Annotated in this window: 19 protein-coding genes and 1 pseudogene; 10 read left to right on the top strand and 10 right to left on the bottom strand. The window is 73.6% G+C overall.

Annotation, left to right across the window (positions count from 1 at the left end):
• Window positions 1-3: 3 nt before the first annotated feature.
• Window positions 4-423, bottom strand: a complete 420-nt coding sequence (locus BSZ37_RS17690) for a helix-turn-helix domain-containing protein (protein ID WP_179299737.1) — start codon at window positions 421-423, stop codon at window positions 4-6.
• A 249-nt stretch (window positions 424-672) separates the two neighbouring features.
• Here BSZ37_RS17690 and BSZ37_RS17685 point away from each other — a divergent pair, with 249 nt between their 5' ends.
• Window positions 673-1,395, top strand: a complete 723-nt coding sequence (locus BSZ37_RS17685; protein ID WP_095511825.1) for a hypothetical protein — start codon at window positions 673-675, stop codon at window positions 1,393-1,395.
• Between the two features lie 31 nt (window positions 1,396-1,426).
• On the opposite strand, the gene BSZ37_RS17680 is transcribed toward BSZ37_RS17685, so the two are convergent.
• A complete protein-coding gene (locus BSZ37_RS17680) occupies window positions 1,427-4,363 on the bottom strand; it encodes a hybrid sensor histidine kinase/response regulator (protein ID WP_095511824.1) in 2,937 nt (978 codons plus the stop codon).
• 221 nt (window positions 4,364-4,584) lie between these two features.
• Complete coding sequence (locus tag BSZ37_RS17675; protein ID WP_179299736.1) at window positions 4,585-5,124, bottom strand: DUF1572 family protein; 540 nt, start codon at window positions 5,122-5,124, stop codon at window positions 4,585-4,587.
• A gap of 100 nt (window positions 5,125-5,224) precedes the next feature.
• Between BSZ37_RS17675 and BSZ37_RS17670 the strand changes: the two genes are divergently transcribed.
• Together BSZ37_RS17670 and BSZ37_RS17665 are read left to right on the top strand one after the other, a co-directional pair.
• Window positions 5,225-6,679, top strand: a complete 1,455-nt coding sequence (locus BSZ37_RS17670; RefSeq protein WP_095511822.1) for a M28 family metallopeptidase — start codon at window positions 5,225-5,227, stop codon at window positions 6,677-6,679.
• Window positions 6,680-6,731: 52 nt separating this feature from the next.
• Complete coding sequence (locus tag BSZ37_RS17665; protein ID WP_095511821.1) at window positions 6,732-7,187, top strand: hypothetical protein; 456 nt, start codon at window positions 6,732-6,734, stop codon at window positions 7,185-7,187.
• Between the two features lie 24 nt (window positions 7,188-7,211).
• On the opposite strand, the gene BSZ37_RS17660 is transcribed toward BSZ37_RS17665, so the two are convergent.
• The 3 genes from BSZ37_RS17660 to BSZ37_RS17650 all read right to left on the bottom strand — a co-directional run bounded on the left by BSZ37_RS17660 (window position 7,212) and on the right by BSZ37_RS17650 (window position 10,243).
• Window positions 7,212-8,258: an isoaspartyl peptidase/L-asparaginase gene (locus BSZ37_RS17660; RefSeq protein WP_095511820.1), complete on the bottom strand. Its 1,047-nt coding sequence runs from the start codon at window positions 8,256-8,258 to the stop codon at window positions 7,212-7,214.
• A 71-nt stretch (window positions 8,259-8,329) separates the two neighbouring features.
• On the bottom strand, window positions 8,330-9,247 hold the full coding sequence (locus tag BSZ37_RS22565; RefSeq protein ID WP_095511819.1) for a M15 family metallopeptidase: 918 nt from the start codon (window positions 9,245-9,247) through the stop codon (window positions 8,330-8,332).
• A 78-nt stretch (window positions 9,248-9,325) separates the two neighbouring features.
• A complete protein-coding gene (locus BSZ37_RS17650) occupies window positions 9,326-10,243 on the bottom strand; it encodes a DUF5996 family protein (protein ID WP_095511818.1) in 918 nt (305 codons plus the stop codon).
• Between the two features lie 121 nt (window positions 10,244-10,364).
• Between BSZ37_RS17650 and BSZ37_RS17645 the strand changes: the two genes are divergently transcribed.
• Window positions 10,365-12,296, top strand: a complete 1,932-nt coding sequence (locus tag BSZ37_RS17645; RefSeq protein WP_095511817.1) for a cation:proton antiporter — start codon at window positions 10,365-10,367, stop codon at window positions 12,294-12,296.
• On the opposite strand, the gene BSZ37_RS17640 is transcribed toward BSZ37_RS17645, so the two are convergent.
• Window positions 12,293-13,570, bottom strand: a complete 1,278-nt coding sequence (locus tag BSZ37_RS17640) for a hypothetical protein (RefSeq protein WP_095511816.1) — start codon at window positions 13,568-13,570, stop codon at window positions 12,293-12,295. The two genes, BSZ37_RS17645 and BSZ37_RS17640, sit on opposite strands and share 4 nt — an antisense overlap.
• 287 nt (window positions 13,571-13,857) lie before the next feature.
• Here BSZ37_RS17640 and BSZ37_RS17635 point away from each other — a divergent pair, with 287 nt between their 5' ends.
• Window positions 13,858-15,153, top strand: a complete 1,296-nt coding sequence (locus BSZ37_RS17635; RefSeq protein WP_095511815.1) for an MgtC/SapB family protein — start codon at window positions 13,858-13,860, stop codon at window positions 15,151-15,153.
• 55 nt (window positions 15,154-15,208) lie between these two features.
• On the opposite strand, the gene BSZ37_RS17630 is transcribed toward BSZ37_RS17635, so the two are convergent.
• Window positions 15,209-15,646: a hypothetical protein gene (locus BSZ37_RS17630; RefSeq protein WP_095511814.1), complete on the bottom strand. Its 438-nt coding sequence runs from the start codon at window positions 15,644-15,646 to the stop codon at window positions 15,209-15,211.
• 687 nt (window positions 15,647-16,333) lie between these two features.
• On the opposite strand from BSZ37_RS17630, the gene BSZ37_RS17625 reads away from it, so the two are divergent.
• The 5 genes from BSZ37_RS17625 (at window position 16,334) to BSZ37_RS17605 (ending at window position 21,153) form a co-directional block, all read left to right on the top strand.
• Window positions 16,334-18,070, top strand: a complete 1,737-nt coding sequence (locus BSZ37_RS17625) for an NAD+ synthase (RefSeq protein WP_095511813.1) — start codon at window positions 16,334-16,336, stop codon at window positions 18,068-18,070.
• 110 nt (window positions 18,071-18,180) lie between these two features.
• Window positions 18,181-19,014: a serine hydrolase gene (locus tag BSZ37_RS17620; protein WP_179299735.1), complete on the top strand. Its 834-nt coding sequence runs from the start codon at window positions 18,181-18,183 to the stop codon at window positions 19,012-19,014.
• Window positions 19,007-19,609, top strand: a complete 603-nt coding sequence (locus tag BSZ37_RS17615; protein WP_095511811.1) for a M15 family metallopeptidase domain-containing protein — start codon at window positions 19,007-19,009, stop codon at window positions 19,607-19,609. The genes BSZ37_RS17620 and BSZ37_RS17615 overlap by 8 nt, the downstream gene beginning before the upstream one ends.
• Before the next feature lie 3 nt (window positions 19,610-19,612).
• A complete protein-coding gene (locus tag BSZ37_RS17610) occupies window positions 19,613-20,878 on the top strand; it encodes a hypothetical protein (protein ID WP_095511810.1) in 1,266 nt (421 codons plus the stop codon).
• 86 nt (window positions 20,879-20,964) lie between these two features.
• Complete coding sequence (locus tag BSZ37_RS17605) at window positions 20,965-21,153, top strand: hypothetical protein (RefSeq protein ID WP_095511809.1); 189 nt, start codon at window positions 20,965-20,967, stop codon at window positions 21,151-21,153.
• Between the two features lie 143 nt (window positions 21,154-21,296).
• On the opposite strand, the gene BSZ37_RS17600 is transcribed toward BSZ37_RS17605, so the two are convergent.
• Together BSZ37_RS17600 and BSZ37_RS17595 are read right to left on the bottom strand one after the other, a co-directional pair.
• Complete coding sequence (locus BSZ37_RS17600) at window positions 21,297-22,055, bottom strand: hypothetical protein (protein WP_095511808.1); 759 nt, start codon at window positions 22,053-22,055, stop codon at window positions 21,297-21,299.
• A gap of 126 nt (window positions 22,056-22,181) precedes the next feature.
• Window positions 22,182-22,535, bottom strand: a pseudogene (locus BSZ37_RS17595) (OmpA family protein); the annotation flags it as partial.
• Window positions 22,536-22,609 lie beyond the last annotated feature (74 nt).

Raw genomic sequence — 22,609 nt, 5'->3', positions numbered from 1 at the left:
GGATCAGCCCGCGACCGCCTCGGGATCTTGAACGTCCTTGCGGTTCTCGTCGCCGGAGTCCGCCTGTCGTCGGATCTGGCCGGGCGTCCGCCCGAAGCGCTCGCGGAGGTCGCGCGTGAGGTGGGGTTGGTCGGTGTAGCCCGTCGCGTAGGCGACCTCGGCCGGCGAGGCGCCGCTTTCCAGAAGCCGTCGCGCCTGCTCGGCCCGGACGCGCCGGACGTAGGCCCACGGCGGCTCGCCGACCTCGTCGCGGAACCGTCGCGCGAAGTGGTACCGGCTGAGCCCGGCCACCTCCGCCAGCTCATCGAGCGTCCGCACCTCGCCGACGCGGACGGCGACGTAGTCTCGCGCCCGCTGGATGGGTGGCGAGACATCTGCGCGCCATTCGGCGACAGCCCACCGCGTGGCGCGGCGGCGCCGCACGGACCGCGCCCGATGCGGCACCGGGAGCCGGGACGGCCGATGCGTGGGCCGGAGCGAGGGGAGGAGGCGCAGCATCGGGAGCGTGGCTGTGGACCCGGCCTACGCCCGACGGTTGACGGCGCTCCCTGTCTCCTCCCGCCTCGGCGTCGAGGTGGGGAGAGTCGCCGACGTCCCCCTCGCCGCAGTCCGCCCCCGGTGGAAGGAGAGACGCACCCGTCGCCACGGAGTCGCCGAGGCTAGGTTCGAGGGGTGCTCGCGCTCCTCCTCTCTGCTGGCCTCGCGCTCGTCCACGTCGTCGCCGGGACGCTCCGGTTTCTCGCCGTCGTGCCGCGGAGCCGCTGGCTGTCGCTGGCGGGCGGGATCTCCGTGGCGTACGTCTTCGCCCACCTGTTGCCACAGGTCGCGGCCGGGCAGGAGACGCTTCAGGAGACGGGCCTCACCGAGGTCGTCATCGGCGAGGGCCACGTGTGGCTGCTGTCGCTCCTCGGGCTCGTCGTGTTCTACGGGCTGGAGCGGGCCGCCACGACCTCCCGCGAGGACGGCGACGAGGCCGGTGCGGACCGGACCGGGCCCGGCGTGTTCTGGCTCCACATGGCCAGCTACGGGCTCTACAACGTCCTCGTGGGCTACCTCCTCGGCGAGGGCGAAGGCGCGACTGCGACCGGGCTCGTCCTCTTCTGGGTCGCCATGGCCCTCCACTTCTTCGTCAACGACTACGGGCTCCGGCAGCACCACAAGGAGCGGTACGACCGGGTCGGGCGGTGGGTGCTGGCCCTGGCCGTCGTGGCCGGCGCGGCGGTCGGGCTGGTCCAGCGGATCCACCCGGCGGTGATCGCCGGCCTCGTCTCGTTCCTGGCCGGCGGGATCGTCCTGAACGTGCTGAAGGAGGAGCTCCCCGAGGAGCGGGCGAGCCGGTTCTGGCCGTTCGCGCTCGGCGCCGTCGGCTACGCCGTGCTCCTGGCGGCCGTCTAGCTCGGTCCGCCTCGGGGCAGAGGCGGGCGGGTCAGGCCATCGACTCGGTCACGGGGATGGCCGAGAGCGCGGCGTGGACGGGCGGCGCGCCGGACGCCGGGAGGACCGCGTCGAGCGCCTCCAGCGTCCCCTGCGCGTGGGCGTAGAGCGGGAGGAACGCCTGGACGGCCTCGACGAGCGAGCCCGCGTCGGCGGCGTCCTGGGTCGCGGCGCAGAGGGCGTAGAGCTCGCTCGCGTCGAGGAGGCCGGCGACGGACTTGAGCGTGTGAACGTGGCGGCCGGCCTCGCGGAGATCCTCGTTGCGGAGGGCGGCCTTGGTCGCCGTGAGCCCGGCCTCGATCTCGACGCGGGCGTCGGCGAGGAGGCTCAGGAAGAGGTCCTCGTCGCCGCAGGCCATCTCGGAGAGCGTAGGGAACGCCGTGCGATCGGAGGCCGGGGGCTCGGGCGCCGCCGCGGTGCCGTGAACCGCCCGCTCGATGTCGTCGAGGACGCGGGAGAGGGCCTCGCGGTCGAGCGGCTTGCCGAGGAACCCGTCGAAGCCGGCCGCGAAGCAGGCCTCGCGCTTGGCCGCCGTCACGTCGGCCGTCATCGCCACGATCCGCGGCTGGGGCACGTCGGCGCTGCGGACGCGGCGGGCGGCCTCGATCCCGTCGACGCGGGGCATCCGGAGGTCGAGGAACACGACGTCGTAGGGGCGGCCGGCGTCGGCGGCTTGGCGGAGGGCCGGGAGCACCTCGTCTCCGTCGGTCACCATGTCGTGGCGGTAGCCGGTTCGGGCGAGCGTGAGCCCGATGACCCGCTGGTTGACGACGTTGTCCTCGGCCAGGAGGATCCGGAGCGGCGAGGGGCGGGGGGCGTCGGGCATCGGGAGGGGAGAGACGGTGGCGGGTGGGGCGGCGGGCTCCGCGGGCGCCTCGACCGGCCCGACGGCGTCGACGATAGCGCGGCAGAGCTGGCCCGTCTTGATGGGCTTGGTCAGGCTGGCAGCGAGGACGCCCGGCGGGACGTCCGGCGCCAGGTGCATCGACGAGAGGACGATGAGCGGGAGCTCCGGCCGGCGCGCGTGGAGCGCCCGCGCCAACTCCGCCCCGTCGACGTCCGGCATCTGGTAGTCGAGGATCGCGACGGCGACCGCGGCCCCGCCGTCGACGGACGCCAGCGCCTCGTCGGCCGACGCCGTCACGGTCGGCACGAGGCCCCACTTCTCGGCCTGGACCTGGAGGATCCGGCGGTTCGTCTCGTTGTCGTCCACGATGAGGACGCCCTTCCCGGACAGCGCGGCGATCCCGTCACAGGTCCCGGCCGGCTGGGCTCCCGGGACGGCCTCGGCCGGGACGGCGACGTGGAAGGTGGTCCCGCGACCCGGCGTGCTCTCGGCCCAGATCCGGCCGCCCATCGCGTCGACGAGGCTGCGCGAGATGGCGAGGCCGAGTCCGGTGCCGCCGTAGCGGCGCGTCGTTGACGCGTCGGCCTGGGTGAACGGGTCGAACAGGGCCTCCAGTCGGTCGGGCGCGATCCCGATGCCGGTGTCGCGGACGCTCAGGTGGAGCCCGGCCTCGCAGTCGTCGAGGTCCCAGACGTGGCCCGGGACGGCCTCGGGGTCGCAGGGGGCCACCTCGAGCACGACCTCGCCCGCCTCGGTGAACTTGACGGCGTTGGCGAGGAGGTTGACGAGGACCTGCCGCAGCCGCGTCGCGTCGCCGACGACGCGGGCCGGCACGTCGTCACCGATCTCGTAGGCCAGGTCGAGCCCCTTCTCGGAGGCCCGGTACGCCACGAGGTCGAGCGCGTCCTCGGCGCACGTCCGGATGTCGAAGGGCTGGGCCTCGAGCTCGAGCATCCCGGCCTCGATCTTCGAGAAGTCCAGGACGTCGTTGATCACGCCGAGCAGGGCCTCCCCCGACGACCGGATGACCGAGGCGAACTCGCGCTGCTCTTCTGAGAGGTCGGTGTCGAGGAGGTGGCCGGTCATCCCGATCACGCCGTTGAGCGGCGTCCGGATCTCGTGGCTCATGTTGGCGAGGAACTCGCTCTTGGCCTGGTTCGCCTCCTCGGCGGCCTCCTTGGCCGACACGAGCGCCTCGTGCGTCTGGCGGACCTCCGTGACGTCCTGGGCCACGAGGACGAGCCCCCCGCGCCCCTCTCCGTCGACGGGGAGCTTGGCGGCCGAGAGGCGGACCGGGACGCGCTCGCCGCTCGGCCGCTGGAACGTGGAGTCGAGCCCGGTGATGGCGTCGTTGCCGGAGAGGGCCATCGCGAAGGCCATGACCTCCTCCGGCTGCGACGCGAAAAAGTCCATGGCCGGCATCCCCGCGATCTCGTCGGCCTCCCGCTCGAAGACGGCCGCCGCCGCCTGGTTCACCCGGACCACGTTCCCCTCTCCGTCGATCACGCCGAACGGGTCGGGGATCGACTCGATGATGGCGTCGAGGTGGGCCTGCGAAACCATGCTCTTGGCGAGCGCCGCCGCCGTCTCGTCGAGCGTCCGCGCGACCTCGCCGACCTCGTCGGCCGACGTGTCGTGGAGCCGGACGGTGAGGTCGCCCGCGCCGATCGCCCGCGCGCCCTCGGCGATCTGCCGGAGCCGACGCCCGAGCGTCCTCGAGATCAGGACGCCGAGCCCGAGCGCCAGCAGGAAGGGGACGACGAGGAGCGCGAGCCCATAGCGCCGCGCGGGGGCGAGCGCGGCCCGCGCCGTCGCGAGGTCGTCGGTCGCGGCGGGGGCGGGGGTGGTCGCGAGGATGGCCCGGGCCTCGGCCGCCGCGTCGGACGTGTCGGCTCGGAGGGCCGAGAGCGCGTCACGGACGACCGCGCGCGTCGGCTCTGTGGCCGCCTCGACCCGCTGGGCCGTCGCCTGCGCGCTCTCCTCGGCCGCCACGTCGATGGCGTGGACGATGGCGGCCCCGAAGGCCGAGCAGATGAGGGCCGCGACGCTGAACGCCAGGATCAGTTTGGGGAACAGTTTCATCGGATTCGAGGGGGCGAACCGTAACGCGGGCGTTACCGGGCGTACCGTCCGGGCCGCGGGAGCGGGCTGGGGGGCGACGCGAATTGACGTCTCCCCCCACGGGCCAGGAGCGTGCCGTCCGTGCGCAGTTCCCCACGGAGGCCCCGAGGCGGGTGGCCTCAAGCCCCCTCGGCGGACCTCTCGGCGCACCGGGCCTGCTCGTCCCCCCAGCGGCCGGCCCGTTACGGTGCGATCGGCCCGTGGGGCGTGGCCGTCCACAGCAGGCGCGCGCGGCCCTCGGGGTCGTCCTCGTAGAAGCGGACCGCGCCGTCGCGGGCCTTGGCGATCCAGACGATCTGCCCGGCGTGCATCGCGAAGTGCTCGACCGCGTGATACACCGCGCGGAGGCCTGTCGGCTCCCGCCCCTGGATGGCGTAGGTGCGGAGGAGGGCGGTCTCGTCGAGCCCGTCGATCACGGCGCAGGCCTCCTCGACCGCCGCACGGAGGTCGGCGAGCACGTCGGCGGCGTCGCGTCCGCCGGTCGTGGCGAACTCGGACGGGCGGTCGCGGACGTCCGGCGCCCCGCCGAGGCCGGCGACGATCCACTGGCGGAGGTTGCCGGCGAGGTGGACGCACAGCGTCCCGGCGCTGTTGGTCCGCTCGTTCGGCCGCCACCACAGGTCGTCCTCGCCGAGCGCCTCGGCGGCCGCCTCGATCTTGGGCAGCCACTCGCCGCGGAGGAGGGTCAAGGACTGGTCGAGGAAGGCGCGGTCGAGCGTCATCGGGATGGGGGAGAGGAGGGCCCTTCTACGTCCGCCCGCCCTGCCCGGTCTCGGAGCGGCGTAGGTTGCCCGGACCCGTCGAACGAATCGATTTCGCCCCATGCGCCTCGCCCTTCTCGTCTGTCTCCTCGCCCCCGTCGCGCTCGCCCAGCCCGGCGTCGAGCAGGGCCGCCCGGCCGACCGCTCCTGGCCCGACTCGCTCGTCGGCGGCACGGCCCCACCGGCCGAGGTCCAGCGGCTCTACGACATCGCGGCGGCTGTTTCTCAGGACCGGATCGAGGCCGACATCCGGACGCTCGCGGGGTTCGGGACGCGTCACACGCTCAGCGACACCACCAGCGACACGCGCGGGATCGGCGCGGCGCGGCGGTGGATCCGGGCCGAGTTCGAGCGGATCTCCGCGGCCTGCGGCGGGTGCCTCGAGGTCGTCGAGCAGCGACGGACGATTTCGGGCGAGGCGCGCATTCCGGAGCCGACCGACGTGGTCAACATCCTTGCCATCCAGCGCGGGACGAGCGACCCGAACCGCTACGTCGTGATGTCGGGCGACATCGACAGCCGGGTGAGCGACGCGCTCGACGCGACGAGCGACTCGCCGGGCGCCAACGACAACGCCTCGGGGATGGCCGGCACCATCGAGGCGGCCCGCGTCCTCAGCCAGTACGAGTTCCCTGGGACCATCGTCTACGCCGGGCTCAGCGGGGAGGAGCAGGGCCTGTTCGGCGGCCAGATCATGGCCGAGACGGCGCGCGAGGAGGGCTGGTTCATCGAGGCCGTCCTCAACAACGACATGATCGGAAATAGCTGCGGGATCGACGGCGTGTGCGACAACACATCCGCGCGCGTGTTCTCCGAAGCCACGCGGCCCATCGAGACTGAGCGTGAGGCGCGGCTCCGCCGGTTCACGGGCGGCGAGGTCGACGGCCCGAGCCGGAACCTCGCCCGCGTCGTCGACCGGATGGCGGACCAGTACATCCGCAACCTCGACATCATGATGGTCTACCGGCTCGACCGGTTCGGGCGGGGCGGCCACCACACGCCGTTTACGAACGTCGGGTACCCGGGCGTCCGGATCATGGAGACGCACGAGCACTACGACCGCCAGCACCAGGACCTCCGCACGGAGACGTACCCCGATGGCACCCCTCGTCACTTCGGCGACACGGTCGAGTACGTCGACTTCCAGTACGCCGCCAAGCTGACGGCGCTCAACGCGGTGACGCTGGCCGGGCTGGCGGGCGCGCCGGCGCCGCCCTCGAACGTCGGCATCGACGGCGCGGTCCAGCCGAGCACGACACTGGAGTGGGACCGTCCGGACGCAGCTGCGAACCCCCAGCTCGCTGGCTTCCGGGTCCACTGGCGGCTGACGACCGAGCCCCAGTGGCAGTGGTCGGTCTACGTCCCGGACTCGGGCGAGGCCCGTCAGCGGTACACGCTCGAGAACGTCGTCATCGACAACTACCTGTTCGGCGTCTCGGCCGTGGCGGTGGACGGGAGCGAGAGCCCGGTCGTGTTCCCCGGCCCCATCGGCGCGTTCGACTACGTCCCGGAGTAGCGGGATCGCCCCGCTCGCCCCGCCGTACACCCGCGCCCCTCTTTCTGGTCCGATGCTCCGCTCCACCCTCCTCGCCCTCGCCCTCGTCGCGGCCGGGTGCGCCTCCGACTCTGGCGAGACCGACGCGGCCCCGATCCCCGGCGAGGTCGAGGTCCAGTCCAACGAGACCACCGAGGCGGCCGGCCCCGCGCTCGACGCGGCCGCGGAGGTCGACACGACGGGCCCGCCGCGGGTCGAGCTGGCCGGTACGTCCGTGCCCACGCGCGGCGTCGTGACGGACATGGAGAGCGGCGACGTCTCGTGCTACCTCACGGTCCGCACCGACGGCGGCGCGACCGAGACCGTCCACGCCGACTACTCGGTGTGCGACTCGAACGTGATCGTCGACCGGCGCGTGCAGATCGAGTACGTCGAGGGCGACGTGCTGGCCGACTCGTGCGAGGGCGACCCGGAGTGCCTCGATACGGAGACGGTCGCGCTGGCCGTCGTCGCCGAGCCCATCGACTAGGCCCGCCTCGGCGCCGAGGCGGGACTACCCGCGGACGGACGGCGCCTCGATCAGGAACGTCAGGCCGCCCTCGACGGGCTCCCGGTGCGTGACCTCGCCGACCGCGTCGGGCGCTGGGTCCGCGTCCGGCCGCGTGACGACGTAGTTGAACCCCGGCTGGAGCCCGGCCGCGCCGACCTCGCCGTCCGGTCCCAGCACGAGCACGCCGATCTGGATGGCCTCGGGGTCGGAGGGCGTGACGCGGGCGATCCGCTCGACGACGGACCACGCGGCGTCCTGTGCGGAGCGCCCGTGCCGGAGGGCCTCGACCGCGGCGCTCGCGCCGGCCACGCGGATGACCTCCTCGCCGTGCCCCGTCGCGACGGCCCCGCCCGTGCCGCCGTCGACGAACAGGCCGGCGCCCAGGATCGGGCTGTCGCCGACGCGCCCGCGCATCTTGTAGGCGAGGCCGCTCGTGGTGCAGGTCCCGCAGAGGCGGCCGTCGGCGTCGAGGGCGAGGACGCCGATCGTGTCGTGGTCGTCGGCGTGGCCGCTCGGCCGGTCGCGGCGCTCGCTGTTGACGGCGGGGGCGTACTCGGCGGTCTCCATCCACTCGCGCCACGCGGCCTCGGCCTCCGGCGTGAGGAGGTCGACGGGCTCGACGCCCTGGCTGAGCGCGAACTCCCGCGCGCCCTCGCCGACCAGCATCACGTGGGGCGTCCGCTCCATGACCATCCGCGCGAGCGAGACCGGGTGGAGGACGTCCTCGACGGCGGCGACGGCGCCGCAGCGGTGGCGCTCGTCCATGACGCAGGCGTCGAGCGTGACGCGGCCGTCGCGGTCGGGGTGCCCCCCGAGGCCGACGGAGTGGTCGTCGGGGTCGGCCTCGGGGACGCGGGCGGCGGCCTCGGCGGCGTCGAGGGCCCAGCCGCCCGACCGGAGCACGTCCCACGCCGCGGCGGCGGCGATTCGGTTGTCCCACGTCGCCACGACGACGGGCGCGGCGGGGCGGACGGCGGCGGTCGCCGTCCGGGGCAGGGCCGCCAGCGCACCGAGTGCGGCGCCGGAGCGGAGGAGGTCGCGGCGGTTCATCGGGGAAGAGAGACGAGCGGAGCGAGGAGGGTACGGACGGGTCCTCTCATTCCCCTTCACCCATCACTCGCCTACTCCACTGGGAAGTCGAAGTAGGTGCGGTGGGGCTCGTCGCGGAGCGTGTAGTGCCACCACTCTTGGGCGTAGTTGCGGAAGCCGGATGCGCTCATGGCCGTCCGGAGCCGCCCGCGGTTGCGGCGGGCCTCGGCCGAGACGGCCCGGCTGTCGGTCGCGGAGGCCGGGCTCAGGCAGTCGTAGGCGGTGCCCATGTCGAGGTCGCCCTCCGGGAACCGGCCGCCGCCCCGAAGATCGGGCCCGGTCGGCGTCGAGAGCGGTCGGTCGCACCGGGGGAGCGGGCCGGCGTCGGGGTCCGGATAGCGCGTCCGGACCGACGCGGCGACGGGCAGGCGGACCAGCGTGAGGTCGACCGTCGAGCCTCGGCTGTGGCCGCTCCGCGTGGCGATGTAGCCGCGCGAGAACAGCGAGCCCTTCGGCTCCTCGGGGTAGAACGCCTCCTTCATCGCGGTCGCGTCGCGGTCGTTCGCCCAGTGGACGAAGTGCGTGACGGCCCGCTGCGGGCGGTAGCAGTCGTAGACCTTGAGGCCGAGGCCGTCGCGGGCGAGCGCGTCGGCGGCCTCGGCGAGCGCGTCGGCGGCCTCCTCCGTCAGGACGCACTCGGCCGCGAGGTACCCGTCGATGGGCGTCCCGACGAAGTTGTACGCCGTGTGGTAGCGGATCTCCAGCGCGATCTGGGGCGCCGCCTCGCTCAGCCGCACGAACCCGTCGGGCAGCGGTGGGCGGGCGCGGGCCGTGTCGGGCGCGGGCGTCAGGGCGACCGGTCCCACCTCGACGTCGAGGCGGGCCGAGTCGGCCGGGGCGGCGGGCGCCGCCGGTGTGGCCTCAGACGACTGGCACGCGGGGGCCGCGAGGGCGAGCGCGGCCACGAGCAGCCAGGGGAGCACGGACGAGAGGGGCGACGCGGTGGGCATCGGGAGGCGGGGTGACAACCAAAGGTAGGCCGCGCATGAACGGAGGGCGGACTCCGCTCGTTCGTCGCCGCGTGCTCTTCACCCGCGAGCCGGCGGCAGCTCGCACTCGAGGGCTTCGCGGTCCCACCCCGCGTAGTCGGCGGCGGCCTCGTACGTCGTCTGGAGGAACGCGAGAAGCGCGGCGTCCGGGTCGGCGGCGGTGCGGACCGCCTCGTACGGGAGGAGGTACTCGCCGAGGTCGGCATCGTAGCGCGCGGCGGCGGGCTCGACCGGGTGGTCGCGGAAGCCGTCGGGCTCGGGGTAGGCGTACGCGTAAAAATGGGCCTCGCCGAGGTCGCCGCCGGGCCAGAAGCCGGCGCTCGACACCTCGTGGGAGTAGGCCTCCCGCATCACCCAGTCGGCGAGGTTCGGGGCGCCGCCGGGATGCGGCGGCGCGGGGCGGCCCGAAAAGCGCGTTGCCGCGAGGTCGAAGGCGCCCCAGAAAAAGTGGACCGGGCTGGCCTTGCCCACGAACCGGGCGCGGAACGTCGTCATCACGCGGTGCGCCTGCCGGAGCGCGCCCCAGAACGCCCGGACCGCCTCGGCGTCGTACGGGCGGACCGCGTCGTCGTCGGGGAACGAGGCCACGGGGCCGGGACGCTCGACCGGCTCGGGCCAGACGTCGGGCTCCACGCCCGCCTCGGCGAGCGCGTCGAGCGTGTGGCGATAGAAGTCGGCGACCGACATCGGGCCGAGCGCGAACCCCCACTCGTCGCCCGAGGCGGACCGGACGCGGAGCCGGTCGCCGACCACGTCGAGCTCGACCTCGACCCCGTCGGCGGGGAGCAGGCCGGTCGTCAGGCCCCGCGGCGAGACGTACAGGGCCGAGTGCCACGCGTGGTTGGTCCACGGCATCCGGTCGAGGCGGACCTTCCCGAGGATTTGGGTCCAGAGGTGGACGGCGTCGGCGGTCGGTCGCCAATCGGCGAGCGGGGGGAGGGCAGGCCATTCGGGCATGGGCGCAGGGGCGGTGTCGGCGTGAGACTCTGGCCCGGGGCGTGGGTTCGGAACGGCGGCCGTCCTCCGACGAGACCGCCGGGCACCCGGCCGTAGTTTGGGGCTCGCCAGCGCCCCCTGTATGACCACTCCGCTCGTCACCATCGCCGCCGTCGTCGTCCTCGGCATCGGGGCGCAGTGGCTCGCGTGGCGGACGAAGTTCCCCTCAATCCTGCTGCTGTTGGGCTTCGGGTTCCTCGCCGGCCCCGTCACGGGGTTCCTCCCGCAGGACGCGCTCCAGGGGGAGTGGCTGTTCCCGTTCGTCTCGCTGGCGGTCGGGATCATCCTGTTCGAGGGCGGGCTGACGCTCCGGTTCGACGAGTTCCGCGAGGTCGGCAAGGCCGTCGTCAACCTCATCACGATCGGCGTGCTCGTGACGGGCGTGCTCGGGGCCGTCGGGGCCCACTACCTCGCCGGGTTCTCGTGGGAGGTCGCGATCGTGCTCGGCGCGCTCCTCACGGTCACCGGCCCGACCGTCGTGCTCCCGCTCCTCCGCCACGTCCGGCCCGCAGGACGGGTGGGGACCGTCGCGAAGTGGGAGGGGATCACGATCGACCCGATCGGCGCGATTCTGGCCGTTCTCGTGCTCGAGACGGTCATCCTGCTCCACGAGCCGGCCGAGGCCGGGCACTCGTCGCCGTGGGCGGCGCTGGCCGAGGGGATCGCCTTCGAGATCGTCGTCGGCGTGGGCGTGGCCGTCCTGTCGGCGGCGCTCCTGATCCTCCTCCTCCACCGTCGGCTCGTGCCGGACTGGCTCCAGAACCCGGTGGCCCTCATGGTGGTCATCGCCGCGTTCGCGATCTCGAACTCACTCCAGGAGGAGGCCGGGCTCCTGGAAGCGACGCTGCTCGGAATCATCATGGCGAACCAGCCCTACGTCTCGGTCCGCCGGATCGTCGAGTTCAAGGAGGACCTGCGGGTGCTCTTGATCTCCCTCCTGTTCATCGTGCTCTCGGCGCGGCTGGAGCCGAGCGCGTTCGAGATCATGCTGGCCCCGGGCCCGCTCTGGTTCTTGGCCGCGCTGATGCTGCTCGTCCGGCCCCTCGCCGTCGTGCTGTCGTCGTTGGGGACGGGGTTGGACTGGCGCGAGCAGGCGTTCTTGTCATGGCTGGCGCCGCGTGGGATCGTGGCGGCGGCCGTGGCAAGCCTGTTCTCGTTCCGCCTCGCCGAGTTCTTCCCGGCCGAGGCCGAACGGATCGTGCCCGTCGTGTTCCTCGTCATCGTGGGCACGGTCGCCGTCTACGGGCTGACGATCTCGCCGCTTGCGCGGTGGCTCGGGCTGGCCCAGCCGGACCCCCAAGGGGTCCTGTTCGTCGGGGCGCAGGGGTGGGTCCGGCGCGTGGCCCAGGCGCTTCAGGAGCTCGGTGTCCGCGTGCTCCTCATCGACGCGAACGCGCGGAACGTCCGTCTCGCGAAGCGGGCTGGCCTCGACGCGCAGCGCGCCAACATCCTGGCCGAGGGCGTGATCGACGACCTCGAGCTGAGCGGGGTCGGCCGGCTCCTGGCGGTCACGCCGAACGACGAGGTCAACGCGCTCGCGGCGCTCCACTTTGGCGAGGTGTTCGAGTCGGAGGAGGTCTACCAACTCCCGATGCGAGCCGACGGGCCAAAGAGCCCGGCGACCGAGATCCCACGGCACCTCCGCGGGCGGCCGCTGTTCGCGACGGACGCGACGTTCACGGCGCTCGACGAGCGGCTCAACGCCGGCGCCGGCGTCCACGTCGTCCGCCTCACGGAAGAGCGGACGCTGGCGGCGCTCCTCGACGAGGCCGACACGGCCGAGCAACTCGTGACGCCGCTGTTCCTCGTCCGCGGCGAGAAGGTCCGCGTCTACGCCGAAGACGCCGACATCGTCCCCCTGCCCGGCGACGCCCTCGTGGTTCTCGCCGACCGCGCCCCGGCCGACGTCTGGACCGAGATGGAGGAGGTCGCCGACGACGGGCTCGGCAAGCCGCTCCCGCCCGACACCGGCGACGGCCTGCCTGGCGAGCCGGCCCGGCCCGAAGCCAGCTAGTCGCCCGAGCGGTCGCGCGTCTGGAGCGTGACCTGGAGCATGTCGATGTCCCCGAACGACCCGGGGACGAACCGGACGTCCGTCGCGGGCGCGAACGGAGCGGAGAACGCCAGGCTCGGCTTGGAGCCGACCGCCTCGGGGGTCCCGTCGGGGAGGGTGAGCGTCGCCGCGAGCGCGTACGGGCCGACGGGGACGTCGGTGAGGTACCAGTGAATGGACGAGGTCGCGTCGCGGTCGAACGCCTTGGTGAAGGTGAGCGGCGCCCCGGCCGAGCCGTCGACGAGCGGGCCCGCCGGCGTGAGCGTCACGGCCAGTGTCGAGCCGGCGGGGAAGTAGAGGCCGGAGAACCCGTGCTCCTCGCTCGTCACCTGGATCTGGGCGCCGTAGTACTTCTGGGCCTCGCCGTAGGCGCCCTCGACGCCGGCCGTCTCGCCCGGCCGGAGGCCGCTGAGCCGCCAGACGAGGTTCTCGGCGATCCCGGCGGCCGCGTCCTGCTGCTCGTCGTCGCCGTCGGCGGGCGCGAGGGCGAAGCCGGCCGGACGGCCCTGCCACTGCACCGTGTGCTCGGCTGCGACGCGGTAGAACCCGTCGGGGACGCGGGTGGCGTAACGGCCCTGCCCGTCCGTCACGGCCGACATCCCGACGCGCTCGCCAGCCGCGGTGACGCCGCTGATCCGGACCTCGACGCCCGCGAGGGGGCGGCCGGCGCAGTCGGTCACGACGCCCTGGGCGTGGAGCCGGCGCCGCGTCGCGGGCGGCGGCGTCACGCACGCCGATCTGGTGCGCGGCGCCGCGGCGGGCCGGGCCGCGGGAGCCGTCGCCGGCCTCGGCGTCGGGGCCGGCGGAGTCGCCGAGGCGGACGGTGGCGCTGCCGGCGTCCGGCGGCCCTTCGTGACGGGGAGGGTCGCCCCGCCGCCGGTCGTGACGACGAGGCGGTAGGTCCCGGCCTCGGCGGCGGCGTAGCTCGTCACGACCACCTGGTGCGTCCCGCCCGCGGCGGAGGGCACCCGGAGGGCGGATCGCGAGGTGCTGCCGTCGTCGTCGTTCTCCTCCTGCGTTCCGTCCGGCGCGACCACGACGAGGTAGGTGTCGAACGCCGACGAGGTCAGCGTCGCCTCGACCACGCCGCCGGCCGCGACGTCGACTGTGTAGACGTCGGCGTACTCGCCGGACGGGAGCTGGTCGTCGCCGGGACCGAGCGCGCCGTCGTAGGTCTGCGCAGCGGCGAGGGGAGTGAGGGCGAGGACGAAAAGGGCAGCGAACCGGGCGGACATGCGTGCAGGACGAATCGTGTCGGGGGCCGTTAGGGCCGCTGAGGTTACGCCGCTGCCGGGCGGTTGAAAAGGGGCCCGCCCAAGGACCGGGGCGAACGCTGCCGTCAGCGTGAGGAGGGCCGTGAGCGTGGCGACGAGGCGCATGGAGAGAGGGGAGCCCTCGACGGCGCCGCGGCGTGTGGGGCACTCCGCCTCGGCCGGCCCGTCGACCGAGGCGGGGGGAGTGAACCGACCAGCGGCTTGCGGGTAGGCCGCGTAACGTTCCGGTAACCCGCTCGCTCGACCCTGTGCCCACCGACCCCGTCGCCCTCCTCGGCCGCTTCGGCGCGGCCCTCGCGCTCGGCCTCCTCATCGGAACCCAGCGCGAGTTCCAGCACCGGCGCGAGGAAAACGGCGCGTCGTCGCCCTACGCCGGCATCCGGACGTTCCCGCTCCTCGCCCTCGCGGGCGGCCTCGGCGCGTACCTCTCGGCCGTGTTGGACAGCCCATGGATTGTGGCCGCCGTGCTCCTCGCCGTCGGCGCGTTCGCGGTCGCGGCGTACCGGGCCGGCGTGGCCCGCGGGGACGTCGGGCTCACGACCGAGGTGGCCGCCCTCGTGACGACGCTCCTCGGCGCGCTCTGCCTTACCGGCGCGCTCGGCGTCGTCGCCGCGGTGGGTGTGGCCGTGGCGATCCTCCTGGAGCTCAAGCCCGAGTCGCGGCGGTTCGTAAGGGCGCTGAAGGAGGAAGAGCTCGAGGCGGCGCTGAAGTTCGCGGCCGTCAGCGCGCTCATCCTGCCGGTTCTGCCGGATGAGACGTACGGCCCGCCGCCGTTCGACGTCGTCAGCCCGTTCAAGGTGTGGCTGATGGTCGTGTTCATCTCAGGCATCTCGTTCCTCGGCTACGTCCTGACGAAGGTCGTCGGCGCCACGCGCGGGGTCGGGCTGACGGGCCTCGTCGGCGGGCTGGCCTCGTCGACGGCGACGACGCTGTCGTTCGCCGAGCGGAGCAAGGCGAAGGAGGCGCTGTCGGGCGCGCTCGCGATGGGCGTGTTCGCGGCGTGGGCCGTCATGTTCGCCCGCGTGCTCGTCGAGGCGGGCGTGGTGAACCGCCCGCTCCTCGGTGCCGTGTGGCCGGCGATCACGGCCGGCGGCGTGGCCGGGCTCGCGTACGCCGCGTTCCTGTGGGCCCGCAACCGGAAGGCCGAGAAGGAGGGCGAGGCCGACCCCGACGAGCAGGCCGCCTTCACGAACCCGTTCGAGCTCAAATCGGCCCTCGCGTTCGGGGCGCTCTACGCCGTGATCCTGGTCGTGTCGAAGGCCGCCGAGATGTACCTCGGGACGACCGGCCTCTACGCCTCGGCCGTCGCCTCCGGCCTCGCCGACGTCGACGCGGTGACGCTCTCGATGGCGGAGCTGAGCGGGCCGGGCGGGTCGGTCGACCTCGACACGGCCGCGACTGCGGTCACGCTGGCGGCGGCCTCGAACACGGTCGTCAAGGGCGGGATCGTCGTCGCGACGGGCTCCGCGGCGATGCGGAAGGCGATCCTCCCCGGCACCGCCATCGTGCTCGCGGCGATGCTGGTCGTCGGGTGGTGGGTGTAGGGGCGGGCCGGCGGGCGTCCCAAGCGCCGCGCCGGCCCGCGCGCTCCGTGGGGCGTCAGGGGGACCGGAGGGCCCACCGGCCGCGGAGGCCGCCCCAGGTCGCCCCGGCGAGTCCGCCCACGACCGCGCCCACGCCCACGCCTGCCACGGCGTTCAGCGCCCGGTCGCAGTCGTACTCGCACCCCCCGTAGTTGAGGGCGGTCAGCGCGACGCCTCCCACGAGGCCGCCGAGGAGCGCGCCGCGCCACGCGCCGCGGCCCGGGGCGGGCACACGTTCCCAGAGGCCGGACGCGGACTCCCGGGCGATGGCCCGGCTCGCCTCGGGCGTGCGGACGACGAGGAACCCCGCCGAGTCTGGGGTCACGAGCCGCCCCAGAAGGACCTCGGGCCCGGTCTCGACACGGACCCACGCCCCGGTCCGGGCCGCGGGGGGCGCCGTCGGCTGCGCGGTCGCGCCGACGGCGAGGAGGGCGAAGAGGGTGAGGGGGCGCATGGTCATCGGGTCATCACGAGTTGGACGTCGCTGTCCGGGTCGACGAACGTGAGGCGGTCCCCGTCGGCGCTGACGGTCCCGGTGAGGCTCTCCCCGTCGTCCGTGAGCGTGATCGCGGGGTAGGCGTAGCTGCCGGGGCCGCCGACCGGTTCCGGCCCCGCGGAGCCGAACTGGAACGAGCCGCTCCAGGTGAACGCCCCCCCGTGGAGGGGGGAATCACCATTCGGTAGGCCACCACGACGCCCCCGGTGGACGCGGAGCCGAGGTAGGTGCCGCCGATCTCGGGGACGCCGTCCGACGAGTCGCAGCCGGCCGCGACGGCGAGGAGCCCCAGCACGACGACGGCGCGGAGGGGGGTGGCCCACGGGGTGTGCGGGCGAGAGGTGGGGCGCATGGTCTGCGGTCGGGATGTGGCCCGGACCGATTCACCGTCGGCCGAGCCGGGGTACGGGAGTGCCCGCCCGTTGGGCCTGGCCCGGATCGAGGCCGAGCGCATGGCCCGGCGCGTGTCGGGGGAGCCCGCGGGGCGTTCTGGAACCTTCGGGGGACACGGCGACGATACGTCGCGGCGGTGGGCGGCGCACGGTACGTTCCGATGGGGGCGGAGCATGTGCGAGGCGGCGGCCCGGGCACCGCGCCCGGGGTCTGGCGTCCAACCCCGGCCTCGTATCGCCCTCGTCGACGCTCATGCGGATCGCCCTCTGCCAGATCAACCCCACCGTCGGCGACCTCGCCGGCAACGTCGAGCGGATCCTCGCCGACGCCCGCCGCGCCGCCGAGGCGGGCGCGGACCTCGCCGTCTTCCCCGAGCTCTGCGTCACGGGCTACCCGCCGCAGGACCTCCTCGACCGTCCGGCCTTCCTCGACGACGTGGACACGGCGGTCCAGCACGTCGCCCGCGAACTCCCCGCCAGCCTCGGCGTGCTCGTGGGCGCCCCCGTTCGGAACGAGACGCCCGTCGGGAAGCGGCTCTTCAACACGGCGCTCCTCCTCGCCGACGGCGACCTCGTCGACGCGACCTCGAAGACGCTCCTCCCGACGTACGACGTGTTCGACGAGTACCGCTACTTCGAGCCGTGCCCCGAGCGGAAGGTGATGGAGTGGAGGGGGCTCCGCCTCGGCGTCCACGTGTGCGAGGACATGTGGAACAACGAGGATCAGGCCCCCTACCACCTCTACGCGTCGAACCCCATCGACGAGCTGGCGGCGCTCGGGATCGACCTGTTCGTCAACCTTTCGGCCAGCCCCTACGCGGTCGGCAAACCGATCGAGCGGCGCCTCCTCATCCAGGAGAGCTGCCGCGAGCACGGCGTCCCGTTCGTCTACGTCAACCAGGTCGGGGCCAACACAGAGCTGGTCTTCGACGGCGACAGCCAGGTCCAGAGCGCGGAGGGGGAGGTGCTCTATCACGCGCCGCTCTTCGAGGAGGCGTTCTCCGTGTGGGACACGGACGCGCCCGGCGAGCCGGTCGAGTCCGCCCGCCTCGGCACCGAGGTGGAGGAGGTCACGGCCCAGATCCACGACGCCCTCGTGCTCGGCGTCCGCGACTACGTGCGGAAGACGGGCGACGGCGTGTTCGAGAAGGCGCTGATCGGGCTGAGCGGCGGGATCGACTCGGCGGTCACGTGCGCGATCGCGGCCGAGGCGCTCGGGCCGGACCGCGTCGTCGGCATCACGATGCCGTCGGCCTACTCGTCGTCGGGGTCCGTCTCGGATTCTCAGGCGCTCGCCGAGAACCTCGGCATCGAGTTCCACGAGGTCGCTATCCGCCCGGCCGTCGATGCCTTCGAGGCCATGCTGGCGCCGCTCTTCGAGGGGACCGAGGAGGGCGTGGCGGAAGAGAACGTCCAGGCCCGGAGCCGGGGCGTGACGCTCATGGCGATCTCGAACAAGTTCGGCCACCTTCTCCTGACGACCGGCAACAAGTCGGAGATGGCGGTCGGCTACGCGACGCTCTACGGCGACATGTCGGGCGGGCTGGCCGTCCTGTCGGACGTGCTCAAGACGGAGGTCTACCGCGTCGCCGAGGACATCAACCGGCGGGCCGGACGGGAGGTCATCCCACGCGCCACGATCACGAAGCCGCCCTCGGCCGAGCTCCGGCCCGGCCAGGTCGACCAAGACTCCCTGCCGCCGTACGACGTGCTCGACGCGATCCTCGTCGGCTACGTCGAGGAGCACCTCTCGCCCGAGGCCATCGCCCGGGAGACCGGCTACGAGTTGGCGCTCGTCGAGCGGATCGCGAAGATGGTCGACCGGAACGAGTACAAGCGGCGTCAGGCGGCGCCCGGCCTCCGCGTGACGGGCAAGGCGTTCGGCTCCGGCCGCCGCCTCCCCATCGTCATGCAACGGACGCGCGTCGACGCCGCGGGACACGAGGAGACCGTCGAGGGCGCCCCCGCCGCCGCGGGCGTCGACGCCTGAGTCCGCCGGCCTCGGCGTCGAGGCGGGCGCACCGGGCGTTTCGCGAGGAGCCGGCGAAGCGGGAACTGGCGGGCCCGACGTGCGCTTTCCGCCGTCCCCCGATGCCCCCCATGCTCGACGCCCAGGTCCGCCAGATCGCCGAGGACGCCGGCGCCTCCGCCGTGGCCGTCGCCGTCCGTGACCTCGAGACCGGCGAGGCCGCGACCGTCGACGGCGACCGCCCGTTCCACGCGGCCTCGACCATGAAGGTCGCCGTCCTCGCGGCCCTGCTGGCGGCCGTCGCCGACGAGCGGCACCACCTCGACGACCGGCTCCACGTCCGCAACCGGTTCCGCTCCGCGGCCGACGGGTCGCCGTTCCGCGTGGCGCAGGACCGGGACGCCAACGCGGCCGTCTTTGCCAAGCGGGGGCGGACGATGCCGCTCGGCACGCTCGCCGAGCACATGATCCAGACGTCGTCGAACCTCGCCACAAACCTCCTCGTGGACCTCCTCGGCGTCGAGGCGATCCGCGAGGCGACGGCGCGGTGGGGCGGGGCGGGCGTCGAGGTCGTCCGCGGGGTCGAAGACGAGGCGGCGTACGAGGCCGGCATCGTCAACACGGCCACGGCGTACGGGCTCGTGGGGCTGTTCGTCGGATTGGAGGAGGGAGCCGGTCTCCCCGACGAGGTCCGCCAGTTCGGGCTCGACGTGCTCTTCGGGCAGGAGTTCGCCAGCGGCATCCCGGCCGGCGTCCCCGGCGAGGTCCGCGAGGGGTCCCGGTTCGCCCACAAGACCGGCTCGATCTCGACGGTCCAGCACGACGCCGGGCTCGTCTACCTCCCCGATCGACGGCCGTACGCCGTCGCCATCCTCACCGAGTGGGAGGCCGATGCGACGAACGGTCGTCGCGAGACGGTCGCCTCTCTCTCGCGTGCCGTCTACGACCACGTCACCCATGGATAGGCTCCACCACGGCCTCGACCTCCGCCTCGTGGATGGGCTCGACCTGTCCGAGGACCTCCGCCGGACCCACCGGCCGGGCGAGACAGTCCGCGGGGAGGACGGCCGCGACCACGACCTGCCGCGGTTCTTCTACGAAGTCCCGTCGTGGGAGGCCGCCATCGCCACGCCGCTGGCGCCGCACGTGAGTCTGTACGAGCTGCTCAGCATCGACGTGCGGGAGGCCGCCGCCGCGCGGGCGTGGCCGCGGTACGTCCCATGTGCGGCGGTCCTTCTCGCCTCCGCGCTCGAAGTCCTTCGCCAGTCCGTCGGCGAACGCGTCCTGATCGCGGCGAACGGCGGCTACCGGTCGCCCGCCCACGCCGTCGACCCGCGCGACGGCACGTTCTCCCCTCACCACTGGGGCACGGCCGCCGACCTCTACCGGGTCGGCGACACGTGGCTGGAGGATGAGGCCTCGATCGCCCGCTACCGCGACGTGGTCCTCGACGTGCTCCCCGGCGCGTTCGTCCGCCCCTACGGCCCCGGCGACGGCGAGACCGACGATCACCTCCACCTGGACTTTGGCTACGCCGTCTCCGTACCCCACGGCGCTTGACCCATGCCTGACCCGACCGACAAGACGTACGACAGCGCGGACCCGACCGCCGCGGTCTCCGAGGCGGGCAAGGCGGAGCGGGCCGAGCCGGCGCCCCTCGCGCTCGAAGCCGTCGGCCTCGAGGCCGAGTTCTCGCTCGTCGTGGACGGCGCGCCGACGACGCCCGAGAAGGTGTTCGAGGACCCGCGGGCGTTCATGGCGGAGCCGCTCATGCACCGGACGGGCAAGAGCTACGCGCTGGCGACGGGCGGGGCGGTCTACTTCGACACGGGCGTGATCGAGGTCGCGACGCCGGCTGTGGAGGTCGAGCGGGGGTGCGCGGCCCGTGCCGGCCGGTCGCTGTGGGAGGCCATCCACCACGTCCGCGATGGGCTCGATGCCTGGGAGACGAGGACGGGCCGCGACGCCCGGCTCGTCGGGTTCTCGGCCCATTACAACGTGACGTTCCGTCGGCCGGAGGGCGCGCCGGCCGAGACCGTCGAGCGGCTGGCGGAATTGTTGGCGTACGTCCTCCCGGTGCCCGTCATGCTCCTGGCCGCCAACCGCCGCTCGACCGGCATCGGCGTCCGGCCGCGCCCAGGCCGCGTCGAGGTCACGGCCGACTTCACGCCGAGCCCGACGCTGACGGTCGCCGCGGCCACGTTCATCACGGCGGTCGTCCGGGCCGTCATGCGGTGGCCGTCGCTAGGTCTGGACGAGCTGGCGCGGCGCGGCTTCCCGGTCGTCGAGGGCTACGCGCCGGTCCCGCACACATCGCGGAAGGGGTGGCTCGGACACGCGTCCGCCTACCCCGAGAATCCGTTCGAGGCCGGGCCTGATGCGCCGATCTGGCGCCTCCGCCCGCGTCCCGGTCGGACCGACGACCTCGTCTCCCTGCGTCGGATCGGCGCCGAGGTGTTCGAGCGGTTCCTCCCGTCGTTGCGGCGCGTCGCCGATCCGTTCACGCTCCGCCTGATCCGCCTCGTGTTCGCTGGCCACTCGCCCATTCTGCTCGATCTGGACGACCGGCCCGACGCCTACGACGACGTCGGCCGGCTCTGCTTCTGGGACGACCTGTTCCCCGAGCATCTCCTCGCCCGGTCGCGCTACGAGCGCGTGCTCGCGCGGGCCGTCGCCGGGCGCGCGCTCCGCGTCGGCGGGCGGGTGTACACGCCGGTCGGCCTCCGCGGCTGGAGCGAGGTCGTCTTCCGCGCCGACGACGGAAGCCGCCAGTCGGTGCCCGTCGACCGGCTCCTCCGCCACCTCGATCACTGGGAGCGCCAGGTGTAGCGACCGCGTGACGGTGGGCGAGACTGAACGGGGCGGCGGAGCGGAGGGGAGCCCCGGGCGTGAGAGCGCCCCCTTCCTCCGATGCCATGTCGTCGCTCTCCGTCTATCTCCTCGGCTTCCTCGTGCTCACCGCCGGCCTCGCCATGGCCGCCCACCTCGCCGGCGTCCCGACGGCTTGGATCGGTGCGGGTGGTGTCGTCATGCTCGGCCTCGGCATCTTGCTGGCCGTGACCAAGACGCGCCGCCGCGAGACGCCGCCGACGGACGCCTATTAGGCGCGCGCCCCCGTGAACGGAACGGAGGCGTTCGGCGACGGTCGGCCCCGCGGGCGCTCTGGCGACGCCCGCCGCCGGCCCCCTCGAGGAACGTGGCTCCGTTCGGACCGAGGCTTCCGACGCCAGCGCCGAGGCGGACGAGGCTAGCGGAAGCGCACGCGGACCGTCCCCGGCCCCTCCATCCGGACGCCCTCGATCGCACGGAGCTCGTCGAGCATCGCCTCCGGCTCCGGCGGCTCGTTCCCCATCAGCTCGGGGTTCGCCTCCATCACGTCGAACACGGCCACGAACGGGAGGTCGAAGAGCGTCACCCGTGAGCCGTCGACGTAGCTCGCGTTGGTCTCCTCAATCGCGCCCTCGACCTCGACGGCCACCGTCATGCGCGCGTCGGCGAAGAACGACCGCATCATGGCGAGCATCCGGGCCTGCTCCTGCGGGTCCACCTCGGGCGCGGCGTCGGAGGCCTCGACCTTGTCATCGTCGGGTTCCGGCTTCGGGACGAGGACGCGGAGCGTGGACGGGTCGCCCTCGTCGAACCCGAAGGAGAGGTCGACGCCGTCGGGCCCTTCGCCCTCGTTCTCACCGAGCGCCTCTGGCGTCGCGTAGCGGAGTTGGCGGACGTCGTCGACGTCGAAGACGACGGTGTAGCCGTCCTCGCGCGGCTCGAACGACGCCACGCGGACGCCCTCGCCCAGGGCCTCGGCGCGGGCCTCCATGGCGGCCTCGTCGAACGGAGAGCCCTCATCGTCCTCCGTCTCCATCAGCGCCATGAGCGCCATCCCGGAGAGCGTGACCTCGTCGCGGAGCGTGGCCGAGCCGTCGGGCCGGACCGTCAGGAGCGAGTCGATGTGGAAGCAGCCGCTGAGGACGACGGCGAGGACGAGGGCGTAGACGAAGCGCATGGGAGCGGGAGGAGGCGGCTCCAAGGATAGGGCGAAACGACGGCGGCCCCGCCCCCGGAGGGGCAGGGCCGCTGGCGGAAGACCGGGTCGGTCGCGGGGACCGGCCGGTCCCGAACGCCCGCCAGTCTAGTACGGGTCGTACGACGGGTTCTCGAGGAGGAACCGGAACCGCTCGCAGTCGACCGGGAGCGACTCAACGCGCCGGTTCCGCTCGCAGCCCGGGCCCGGGTCCTCCTTGTCGCAGTCCGGGGCGGCGACGCCGCGGTTGCGGATCTGGAGGCGGCTGGCGCCGACGCCCTGGCTCAGGTAGTAGTCGTAGACGGCCTGGGCACGCTGGCCGGCGAGGCCCATCCCGAAGCGCGAGCCCTCGGGCGTGTCCGTGAAGCCGTCGATGAACACGCAGCAGGCCGGGTTCGAGAGGAGGAGTTCGACGTTCTCGTCGAGGAGCGCGCGGGCGCGGCGGTCGAGCGTGCCCGTGCCGTAGTCGAAGTAGACCGCGTTGAGCTCGACGAGGTCGCAGACGAGCGGGGCCGGGGGAGCGACCGGCGGGGGCG

The sequence above is a fragment of the Rubrivirga marina genome, assembly GCF_002283365.1.
GTDB lineage: Bacteria > Bacteroidota > Rhodothermia > Rhodothermales > Rubricoccaceae > Rubrivirga > Rubrivirga marina.
The sequence above is the reverse complement of the archived record's forward strand: the minus strand, read 5'-3'. Positions and strand labels throughout refer to the sequence as shown.